The following is a 9821-nucleotide window of genomic DNA, read 5'->3' as shown; positions in this document are numbered from 1 at the left end:
TCACGCCGGGCGTCCACCGCCAGCCGGGTCGCCCGCTCCCGCAACTCGTCGGGGTACTTCCTCGGTGCCGCCATGACTCTCATCCTCACGTGGATTGAGAGCCTCCATCAGACCCGGGGCGGGACAGAGTTCCGCCAACCGGGTCAGGACCGGCTGGGGCACGTCTTCTCCGAGCACCACCGTGCGCAGAGCCGCACGGAACGCCGGGTGGTGTCGCGCAGCCCGATCCACCTCGTCCAGGATGCGCAAACCGTTGCCCGAGTGCGAGACCAAGTCCTCCAGCGGTCCCGCCCCGACCAAGCCGATCACATCGGCGTCCCCGTCGGCAGCCTCGGCCAGCACGACCAGCGCATCAACCACGCCGGAGCGGCGTCATCGCACGCTTCATGCAGGAAGTCGCTTGCCTCGCCGTACTCGCCAGTCCGCCATTCAGAGATCCAGTCGGACGCCCACGCAGCCACGCTCGGCCACGTGACCTCCGTTCCGTCGATCGCGTCTGTCAGATGGCAGGAACCATCCGAGCGGAAGCTGGCCTCCGACGGAAACACGCTCGCCAGCCTAGGTCGACCAAGCGCACGCCCGATCCCCAAGCGGCGTCCTGTGCTGAGTCGCCCTGAATGGGCCGCTCAGGGACAGCCCACCGGTCCGTCCCGCAGGGCGGCTTTGAAGACAGGTCAGTGGTTTGCAATGAAGGAAGCTAGCACCGACTCACTCGATGCGTGGCTTATCGGCCCCTCACGGTTGATGGCGTAGCTCCGTGATTGCCAGCCAGGCAAGCAGCCCCAGACCGATGGCACCGGCCACCCAGCCGGACCAGTCAGGGTCATTTTGAAGCGTGTTAACGCCTGCAGTCAGGCAGCCCACACCAAGGACTAATAGGAACAAGCGCCACACGTTCAACTTGCGCCGCAACGTCGGATTCTCGCTGCCCATGCGCGCAACGTACACGTCGCAAAGGTCGCCGGGCTTCACACCGACAGTCGCCCATAGTGGGCCGCTCAGGGCGACGCGGGCCTCACCCTCCAGGCGACTTCACGACCGAGACCGGCATGCCGATGATGCTTGCGTGAGCAGAGCTCAACTTTCAAGTCTCCGCGGCGACTGCGTCGCCGTCCTGGGCATCGCGTTGCTCTCCACGACGGTGGCTGTGCTGGCACTGACCACCGCACGCGGCGTCGTCCGACAGGACGCCATCTCATACACCACCGAGTTCATCAGTGGTTGGTGGTGGCTGGCATTCCTGCTCGCGCCGCTTCCCGCAACCCTCGTGCGCCGCCGAATCTCAACAGCCACGGTCGCAGCAGTAGCTCTTGTGCTGCCCCAGTTCGTTGCAGCTTCCGTCTGCGTAGCGCGGTATCGAGCCTCCGGCTGGAGCGACGGCCTCGAGGTCCTCAGTTACCTCCACCCAGTGCTTCTCACTCTGGCGACCGGGGCAGCCTGCGGCCTCGCGGCCGTAGCCCGCCGCCGTACCTGAGCACGACGACGCGGCGTTCTGAAGTCGCTCGCACTTGTCCCACAGTGGGTTGCTCAGGGACAGTTGGCCGGCCCGTTCCGCAGGGCGGCCTTTGGGACGCCGAGGGGGTCTACTTGCCTCTCACGGGGGATGACGGCCTAGCCGAACCACCGGACGATGCAATTCATGAGCGCAGAGTTCGTCCCGAAAGACACCATCGATGCACTCGTGACCGCGGCTCTCACCTGGGGCTACCTACAACCGGGCGAGTTCTGGTTCCGCCCGCTCCGCACCAAGATGGTGCGAACCGTGACGTGGGACGACGCGACGGCGGTCGGCGAGATGCTGTGGCGGCAGAACTGGGATGCGACCGAGAGTTGGGTCGACCCGTCCGTCGACATGCCCGAATACGTCTTCGAGAACTACCCCGGCGAGCCGGACCCGGTCGTGATCCTCGCGACGATCAGCTACTACGGCTACCAGACCGGTGATGAGCCCGAGGAGTACGAGGGCAGTGAGGCAGCCGGCTTCCTGCACTACCTCAGCGGTGTCGCCGCCTCGAAGCTGCCCGGCTACGACGACGCGCCGTTCGGCATCTACGACCGAGATGCCTTCGCCCGCTGAGTGCCCCGCAGCAGTCAGGACCCACCGCACTCCAGGCGTCTCGTAGTGGGGCGCTCAGGGACAGCAACGCTAGTCGCCGCGAGCAGGTGCGGAGTCCGGACTGCGCGCGGCTTGTCGCATCAGCGTCGTGCAGCAGTCCCTTCCGTCGCCCGTTTCATCGCTGGTTGGGCGATCATGACGCCGTGGTGGCCTGGGCAGAGTCGGTACCGATGCGCTTGGCCGGCTTGGCCCTCGACCCTCGCGGACGCCTCACCGATGATGTGGTCACCCCGATCGCCGTTCGCGGGTCGATCGCTGTCGAGATGGTCCTGCGGGACGGATTGACCGATGTGGCCGACTCGGTTGAGCTGGATGCCAGCCCGACGGGCTTCCTGCCGGCCGATCGCTGGGTGACGGACTGGGTCGAGGCCGGCGGGACTCTGAGGGACGCACTGGTGCGCCCCGGAGTGGACCAGTACGACCTGCGTGATGAGCACGTCCGTGCCGGTAGCTGGACTGAACGCCCCCGTCGCTGGGTGGGGCGACAGCCCTACGTCGACCACCGACGTGAACGCACCGCTCGCGATGAAGAGCTGCCGCAGCGGTTCGCGAGTCTGCAGGACCCGCGTGACGCCGCGTTGCTCTGCATCGCCTGGCCACTGGGCCTGCTGGGGATGCCGCGGACCTACCCCGATGAAGAGCAGCTGGAAGTCACCGGCCCGGCCAGATGGGTGGTCGAGCTCACCGTCGACCTCGTGCACCGCGCCAGGATCGGGGGGCTGCTCGGGGCTGCCGACACCGTCGGCCCCGGCTGAGCAGAGTGGTTGGACGGCGGTGCCATCCCCGATGATCCGGGGCATCACACTGACCGGCTGACCAGCCGCGCGGCAGGTCAGCCGGGGGTGCCAGCGACGGGATCAAGTCCACGAGGTGCCCGACGTGCACCGTGCAGGCGTCCCCCGCGGCGAGCGTGGCGTGCCGCACCGGATCTGCCAGTCGCCGTCCCGGTGGGCGTGCAGTGACGCGCGACAATCGCCTGCGGGCGGCGGCGGAGGACCCGCCGCCGCCCGGGGAGCGCCGGTCAGTCCTCGATCGAGGAGTACACGACCGCCCGGAAGTCGGCCTCGGGCAGGTCGAAGCCGACCATGTGCTGCGTCAGGATCACGCCGACGATCTCCTCGACCGGGTCGACCCAGAAGTAGGTCTTCGCCGCACCGGCCCAGCCGAACTCGCCGGCCGAGCCGGCCAGCGCGCTCTGGCCGATGTCCATGGCGACGCGAGAGCCCAGGCCGAACCCGTAGCCGGGCGCCGGTACGCCGCCGAGCGTGTACGGGAGCAGTGCCGGGGCGAGATGGTTCGTGTGCATCAGCTCGAGCGTCTTGCGGCCGATGATGCGGGTGCCGTCCTCCGCCTTCCCGGTGAGCAGCATGTTCGCGAAGCGCAGGTAGTCCGAGGCGGTTCCGAACAGGCCGTGGCCGCCGCGCTGGAAGACGTCCGGCGTGTCGCTCGGGTAGGTCGACTCCACCTCCCGGCGGCCGAGATCGCCCGTGACGAACGCCATCGCGAGCTTGCTGAAGGTCATGTCCTTGCCGATGATGTCCGGCAGGCCGTACATGGCGGCGAGGCGGCCTCGTGCCGACTCGCGAACGCCGAAGGCCGTGTCGGTCATGCCGAGTGGCCCGAACAGGCGCTCCTGGAGGAACTCCCCGAGCTTCTGGCCCGAGATGACCTCGATCAGGCGGGCCGCGACGTCGATGCCCACGCTGTAGTGCCACTGCGTCCCGGGCACGAAGGCGAGCGGGAGCGTCGCGAGCTCGTCGACGAACTGCTCCAGCGTGCGCGTCGGGTCGTTCCCGATCCGGTGCGCGCGGTACTGCTCCGCCACCGGGAAGTCCTCGAGGAAGTCATAGGTGAGCCCGCTCGTATGGCTCATCACGTCGCGGATCTGCATCGGGCGGAGCGGCGACTGGTCCTCGAGCGTCCCGCCCGGCCCGGCGATCTTCGTCGCCCCGAACGCCGGGATCCACTTCGCGACCGGGTCGACGAGCTGGAACCTCCCCTCCTCGAAGAGCGTCATCAGCGCAGTGCAGACGATCGGCTTGGTCATCGAGTACAAGCGGTAGATCGTGTCCTCCGCCAGGGGCACCTCGGCTTCGCGGTCCTGCCAGCCGATCCGCTCGGCGTGGACGAGCTGGCCGCGGCGCGACACGAGCGTCGTGAAGCCGGGGTAACCCCGCTCGTCGACGTACTTCTGCAGCGCGGGCGCGATGCGCTCGAGGCGGTTGGCGCTCATCCCCACCGACTCCGGAGACGTGAGCCGGGATTCGACCAGTGTCATGCGTGACTCCTTCGGGCGGGACGGGCGCTCACCATAGGCCGGAAGCGGTTCGTGGGACACCGACACCGCAGCAGCGCGCGGTGGGAGCCGGGGTCAGCTGAGCTGCTCGGCCAACGCGACGATGATCCCCGCAGGGCCGCGGACGTAGCAGAGCCGGTACCCCTCCTGGAACTGCGCCACATCCCCGACGAGGGGCGCGCCGTGGGCTCGCAGGCCGGCGACAGCGGCGTCGAGGTCGTCGACAGCGAACATGATGCTGCGGAGGCCCAGCGTGTTCCCCAGGGCGTCCTCCGGCTCAGCGCTGACCGCCTTCGGGCTGTGGAACTTCGTCAGCTCGAGCCGGCCGTGGCCGTCCGGGGTCCGCATCATCGCGATGTCCACCCGGACGCCGTCGAGCGCGTTGAGGCGGTCCACCTCACCCCCCTGGATCGGCGCCTCGCCCTCCAGCTCCATGCCGAGCTCGGAGAAGAACGCCTTGGCGCCCTCCAGGTCGTCGACGACGACGCTGACGTGGTCGATCCGCTGGATCGTCATGGTGGTCCTCCTCCTTCGTCGCGGGGCCCGTCGTGGGAGCCGACCAGTCCGTCTGGGTCCCTTGGGTCACGCTCCTCGGCCGACCGGTGGCCGCCACGGCTGATGCGTGTGCGCGAGCCAGACCAGCTCGGGGTCGAGCGCACGCACCAGCCGCTGGCCTTCGTCGCGCGGCTCGTCGAGCTCGCCGAAGAACACCGCCATGTCGCCGCCGATGACGGCCGGACGCCCGCCCGTCTCGACGACGACCACCTGCGAGCCTGGCGTGTGGCCCGGCGCCGGGACGAGCCGGATCCCCGGCAGCAACTCGAGCTCGCCGTCGACGGGTACGTACTGGGCGCCGGCCGCCTCGACCCACTCGCGGATCGTGTAGTCCTCCAGGCTGCGGGCGTCGTCGAGCTCGCGGCGCTGGACGTAGATCGGCTTGCCGGGGAAGAGGTGATTGCCGCCGCAGTGGTCAAAGTGCAGGTGCGTGTTGACCACGACGTCGATGCCGGCGAGGTCGAAGTCGGACTGCTCGCTCAGGGGGACCAGGCGCGGGTCCATGTCGGCGACCGCCGGGTGCAGCTCCGTCATGCCGGTGTCGACGAGCACGCGCGCGTCGGAGTGCTCGATGACGTGCACGTAGACCGGCATCAGCTCGCCCTCGGCGACCAACTCGGCCACCAGGACCGGCGTGATGGTCGGCAACGCCATCTCACCTCCCGCGCTCCCACCCCTCCGAGGCCGTGACCCACGCATCGCGGGCTGCTCGTGAGGTGCCTCGGTCCCGGCCCGGTCGCCGTCCTCGTTCACGTAGGTGGCCATGCTCGCTTCTCCCGCTCCACGTTGGTGGGCCGCTGAGCGCGGCTGCCAGCACTACGACTCCGCCGCCGCACAGAAGTCATCGGCCGGAGAGAGCCCGCGTCGAGTGCCTCCCAGCAGCCGACCGCCGCCACGGGGCACGAGGCGGCTCCGACGACCGATGAGGCGCAGTCGCCCCTCGGGTCTGAACCGCATGACGTACGAAACGGTCACTTCCGCTGACGGCACCTCCATCGCCTACGAGACCTTCGGCGCCGGCGCCCTGCTCATCACCGTCTGCGGGGCCACGTGCGACCGCGCCCTGATGCGCCCGACGGCCCAGGCGCTGGGCGAGCACTTCAGGACCGTCACCTACGACCGGCGAGGCCGCGGGGACAGCGGCGACACGCTCCCGTACTCGGTCGATCGAGAGGTCGAGGACATCGCCGCGTTGATCGACCAGTTGGGCGGCCCGGCCCACCTCTACGGTCACTCCTCCGGCGCCGGCCTGGTGCTGCATGCCGTCGCCGCAGGCTTGCCCGTGGGCGACTTCGTCCTGCACGACCCGCCCTACTCGCCCGATGACCGGTCCTCCAGAGACGAGGCCCGTCAGTACGGACTGACCATCCGCAGCTTGCTCTCGCAGGGCAGGCGGGCCGATGCGTTGGAGACCTTCTGCCGCCTCACCGGGATGCCGGACGACGTGATCGACGGGATGCGCGGAACGCACAGGTGGGCGGAGTTGCTGGCGCTGGCACCGACCCTCGCCTACGACTCAGCGGTGATGGGCGACATCGACAACGGCGGCGCAGTTCCTGAGGACGTCGCGGCCCGGATCACCCGGACCGGCCTCGTCCTCGTGGGCGGCGAGAGTCCCCCCTTCATGGCGGAGGTGAGCCGGCGCCTGGCACAGCGCCTGCCTGGCGGCCGTCACATCGTCATCGAAGGGCACGGGCACGTCGTACCGCCGGACGTGCTGGCACCCCTGATCGCCATGAACGTGCGCAACTGAGTGCCGCCACATCAAGGCGCGGTGCCCCAGGAGCAGCGGTGGCGTCTCTCAGTGGGCCGCTCGGGGACATGCAGCGGCCTGCGGGCCGAGAAATAGCAGCGGGGTGTTCCAGGGGGCCGCTCGAGGACAGCTTCATGCAGCGCCGGGAGACGTTCCCGCGGGAACGGGCTCAGCGCGAGGTGTCCCACAGTCCCGGGCTCATCGCCACGACGGGATCAGCCGGCGGGCTCGCCGAACCAGCGGGAGAGGTGGTCGTCCAGGTCCTGCTGACCGTCGCCGATCCAGGCGACATGGCCGTCGGGACGGAGCAGGAGGCACGGGACGTCCACTGCCGCCGTCGGATCCGCGAGGCGATCGACCCGGTCCGCCCACCCGCCGACGGTCAGGCGCTCGGTGCGGTCCAGCAGCAGGCCGCGGCCGCGGTGCAACAGACCGTAGAGATGGCCCTGCCTCACCTCGATGTCGCGCAGGCGGCGGCCGAGCAGGTCAGGGCCCTCGCCGAGGTCGTAGCGGATGCCGATCGCGGTGATCTTCTCGATCAGGTGACGGTTCACCTCGTCGAAGGCCATCAGTTCGGTGAGCAGCCTGCGCACGGCCTGCGGGCCCGGTTCGCTGGACAGCAGTTCCATCTGCGCGCGGGTGTTGTCCAGCACGTCCGCGGCGACCGGGTGACGTTCGGCCTGGTAGGTGTCCAGCAGTGCCTCCGGCGCCCAGCCGCGGACCTGCGCGGCCAGCTTCCAGCCGAGGTTGACCGCGTCCTGGACACCCAGGTTGAGGCCCTGCCCGCCGATGGGTGGATGGACGTGTGCCGCATCGCCGGCCAGCAGCACCCGCCCCACCCGGTAACGCTCGGCCTGCCGGGTGGCATCCCCGAAGCGGGACAGCCAGCGCGGGGAGTGCACGCCGAAGTCGGTCCCCGCGATCGTGCGCAGCTGCTGCCGGAAGTCCTCGAGGGTGGGCGGTGTCGCACGATCGCTGACTCCCGCGGCGGGGACCACGACCTGGTGGACGCCCCCGCCGAAGGGCCTGAGCCAGAACCGCTTGTCGGTCCCGCCGATCTCGGCCACCGTCGCGGCGACCTCCTCCAGCGGCACGCCCACCTCCATCTCGCCCATCAGCGTCTCGGTCCGCGCCGGCTCGCCGCGGAAGCCCACGCCGAGCGCTCCGCGGACCGTGCTGCGCCCGCCGTCACAGCCGACCAGGTAATGCGAGCGCAGCTGTTCCCCGTCGGTCAGCTCGACGGTCACGCCGTCGTCGTCCTGCTCGACACCGGCCACCGCACGACCGCGCCGGACCTGCGCACCCAGGTCCATCGCACGTTCTTCGAGCAGGTGGACGAGGACCGGCTGCGGGATGCCCAGCAGGTAGGCGTGCGCGGAGTCCAGGCCCTCGGGCGCGGGTGCGTCGATGGCGGCGAAGAAGCCGCGGGCCGGACGTCGTCGTCCGTGTTCGAGGAGGCGCTCGAGCAGTCCGCGCATCGCCATCAGCTCGAGGCTGCGGATGTGCAGGCCGACGATGCGGACGAAGGAGGCGGGCTCGGTCTCCTTCTCCAGGACGAGCACCCGCACGTCGTGCAGCCGCAGTTCAGCAGCCAGCATCGCACCCGTCGGCCCGCACCCGGCGATGATGACGTCGGCCGTGAGGGGCGCGCGGCCGGCGCCGCCTGCGATGGACTTGGACCCGACCGCATCGCTCGACGACGGATCGGCGGTGGACTGGAGAGGGTGCATGGGTGTCGCCTTCGGGAGTGCCTGCATGGCGAGGCGCTCCCGGCGACACCTACGTCAGTCGCCCGACCGTGACGGGAGGGGTGAGCACCCACATCGATACGGCGTCCATGAGGCTCACCTCCTCAGGCGGTGTCACGATCAGCGGCAGGCTACGAACCCGAGCACAGTCCGGTCCAGTGATTTCCGGACACGCGATCCGTGATCGGGCAGTGGGCCCGACGGCTACTTCTCCGGGTCGGGCACCAGCACGTCGCGGACCAGGGCCTCCAGCTCGGCGTCCGCGGCCAGGAACTGGCGCAGCGTCTTGCGGGTGGCCCCGTAGTCGCCGAACTCGGCCGGCGTCATGCCGTCGACGTCGTAGGCCCGGCGGAAGTCGGGGAACCGCTCGTAGAGCGTGTCCAGCACGGTGTCGGCGACCGGCTCGTCGATCCGCGGGAGCGGCTCGATCCCGCTGGCGTTGAGCCGGACCTGCCAGTCGAACGGCGGGGAGATGACCACGTCGCCACCGACGAACTGGCTCCAGTGCATGTGGTTGCGGAACGCCGCGGACAGCAGCCGGGTGCGCAGACCCCGTTCGCGGAAGACCTCGTAGGCCCGCTTGAACACCGCGACGCCGGCCCACTCCAGCACGCCGGGGTCGACGGTGACCGAGTCGCGCTTGGCCACCGCCTTGATCCAGTCGTCGAGCCGGCCGACCATGATCGTGCAGACCGGGCCCATCGAGCCGACGTCGTGCCCCTCGGCCTCCCGGCGCTGCAGGCCTCGCTCGATCGCCTCGGCGACGGCCACCGCCTGCGGCACGGTGAAGGAGACGGTCGCGTTGATGCTCACCCCGCGGTAGGTGGCCTCCTCCATCGCGCGGATCCCGGTCTCGGTGGCCGGGATCTTCACGATGACGTTCGGCGCGAGCCCGTCGAAGTGGAGGGCCTGGGCCACCAGCGCGTCGGCGTCGCGGTGCAGCCGGGGGTCGGTCTGCACCGACAGCCGGCCGTTGCGGCCGCCGTGCTCGGCGAAGGCGTCGGCGAGCAGCGCGCTGGCCTCGACGGAGAGCTCCTCCACCATCGCCCAGCCGATGTCGGACTCCGACGCGGTGGGGTGCTCGTCGGCGTACGCGCGGATCCGCTGCTGCCAGCGGGGCAGGTCGCTGCGGAGGGCCGCGAGGGCGATCACCGGGTTGCAGGTGGCGCCCACCGCTCCCCAGCCGATGGCGGCCGACAGCTCGGCCGGGGTCGCCGAGTCGTTCCACAGCCGGGTCGGGGTCTCCCGCGCCATGCGCAGCAGCGGCGGGACGACGTCCTCGTGCTCGCTCGTCGTCGCGTGCAGGTCAGCCAGCTCGGTCATCGTCTCTCCTGGGGTGCACGTGCCCGTCGG

At 70.0% G+C, this 9821-nt stretch carries 11 protein-coding genes; 4 read left to right on the top strand and 7 right to left on the bottom strand.

All coding sequences use genetic code 11. The annotated features are described in order from the left end of the window. Together FHL79_RS18085 and FHL79_RS18080 are read right to left on the bottom strand one after the other, a co-directional pair. Positions 1-360, bottom strand: a complete 360-nt coding sequence (locus FHL79_RS18085) for a DUF6869 domain-containing protein (protein ID WP_138759968.1) — start codon at positions 358-360, stop codon at positions 1-3. Positions 361-735: 375 nt separating this feature from the next. Continuing rightward, complete coding sequence (locus FHL79_RS18080; protein WP_138759967.1) at positions 736-933, bottom strand: hypothetical protein; 198 nt, start codon at positions 931-933, stop codon at positions 736-738. Between the two features lie 133 nt (positions 934-1066). Here FHL79_RS18080 and FHL79_RS18075 point away from each other — a divergent pair, with 133 nt between their 5' ends. The 3 genes from FHL79_RS18075 (at position 1067) to FHL79_RS18065 (ending at position 2871) form a co-directional block, all read left to right on the top strand. Beyond that, entirely contained in the window at positions 1067-1474 is a 408-nt protein-coding gene (locus tag FHL79_RS18075) for a hypothetical protein (protein ID WP_138759966.1), read from the top strand. Positions 1475-1639: 165 nt separating this feature from the next. After that, positions 1640-2077 (top strand): hypothetical protein, encoded by a 438-nt coding sequence (locus tag FHL79_RS18070; protein ID WP_138759965.1) that lies wholly within the window; start codon positions 1640-1642, stop codon positions 2075-2077. Between the two features lie 209 nt (positions 2078-2286). Continuing rightward, positions 2287-2871 (top strand): hypothetical protein, encoded by a 585-nt coding sequence (locus FHL79_RS18065; RefSeq protein ID WP_138759964.1) that lies wholly within the window; start codon positions 2287-2289, stop codon positions 2869-2871. Between the two features lie 266 nt (positions 2872-3137). Here the strand turns inward: FHL79_RS18065 and FHL79_RS18060 are convergent, their stop codons facing one another. The 3 genes from FHL79_RS18060 to FHL79_RS18050 all read right to left on the bottom strand — a co-directional run bounded on the left by FHL79_RS18060 (position 3138) and on the right by FHL79_RS18050 (position 5621). After that, positions 3138-4460: a serine hydrolase domain-containing protein gene (locus FHL79_RS18060; protein ID WP_246080941.1), complete on the bottom strand. Its 1323-nt coding sequence runs from the start codon at positions 4458-4460 to the stop codon at positions 3138-3140. A 27-nt stretch (positions 4461-4487) separates the two neighbouring features. Next, positions 4488-4928: a VOC family protein gene (locus tag FHL79_RS18055; RefSeq protein ID WP_138759963.1), complete on the bottom strand. Its 441-nt coding sequence runs from the start codon at positions 4926-4928 to the stop codon at positions 4488-4490. Between the two features lie 66 nt (positions 4929-4994). Beyond that, positions 4995-5621: an MBL fold metallo-hydrolase gene (locus FHL79_RS18050; RefSeq protein ID WP_138759962.1), complete on the bottom strand. Its 627-nt coding sequence runs from the start codon at positions 5619-5621 to the stop codon at positions 4995-4997. A gap of 301 nt (positions 5622-5922) precedes the next feature. On the opposite strand from FHL79_RS18050, the gene FHL79_RS18045 reads away from it, so the two are divergent. After that, on the top strand, positions 5923-6720 hold the full coding sequence (locus tag FHL79_RS18045; RefSeq protein WP_138759961.1) for an alpha/beta fold hydrolase: 798 nt from the start codon (positions 5923-5925) through the stop codon (positions 6718-6720). 215 nt (positions 6721-6935) lie between these two features. On the opposite strand, the gene rox is transcribed toward FHL79_RS18045, so the two are convergent. Beyond that, positions 6936-8450: a rifampin monooxygenase gene (gene rox, locus FHL79_RS18040; protein ID WP_138759960.1), complete on the bottom strand. Its 1515-nt coding sequence runs from the start codon at positions 8448-8450 to the stop codon at positions 6936-6938. 222 nt (positions 8451-8672) lie between these two features. Then, positions 8673-9791 carry a transaldolase family protein gene (locus tag FHL79_RS18035; RefSeq protein ID WP_138759959.1) on the bottom strand — a complete coding sequence of 373 codons (1119 nt, stop codon included), beginning with the start codon at positions 9789-9791 and terminating at the stop codon, positions 8673-8675. Positions 9792-9821 lie beyond the last annotated feature (30 nt).

The organism is Modestobacter altitudinis, from assembly GCF_005930475.1.
GTDB lineage: Bacteria > Actinomycetota > Actinomycetes > Mycobacteriales > Geodermatophilaceae > Modestobacter > Modestobacter altitudinis.
This window is presented reverse-complemented; position numbering and strand designations above follow the sequence as displayed.

Bases quoted from the DNA above. Each gene is read 5' to 3' on its own strand.
- FHL79_RS18050 (WP_138759962.1), bottom strand. From the start codon at position 5,621: ATGGCGTTGCCGACCATCACGCCGGTCCTGGTGGCCGAGTTGGTCGCC.
- FHL79_RS18055 (WP_138759963.1), bottom strand. From the start codon at position 4,928: ATGACGATCCAGCGGATCGACCACGTCAGCGTCGTCGTCGACGACCTG.
- FHL79_RS18045 (WP_138759961.1), top strand. From the start codon at position 5,923: ATGACGTACGAAACGGTCACTTCCGCTGACGGCACCTCCATCGCCTAC.
- rox (WP_138759960.1), bottom strand. From the start codon at position 8,450: ATGCACCCTCTCCAGTCCACCGCCGATCCGTCGTCGAGCGATGCGGTC.
- FHL79_RS18065 (WP_138759964.1), top strand. From the start codon at position 2,287: ATGCGCTTGGCCGGCTTGGCCCTCGACCCTCGCGGACGCCTCACCGAT.
- FHL79_RS18070 (WP_138759965.1), top strand. From the start codon at position 1,640: ATGAGCGCAGAGTTCGTCCCGAAAGACACCATCGATGCACTCGTGACC.
- FHL79_RS18035 (WP_138759959.1), bottom strand. From the start codon at position 9,791: ATGACCGAGCTGGCTGACCTGCACGCGACGACGAGCGAGCACGAGGAC.
- FHL79_RS18080 (WP_138759967.1), bottom strand. From the start codon at position 933: ATGGGCAGCGAGAATCCGACGTTGCGGCGCAAGTTGAACGTGTGGCGC.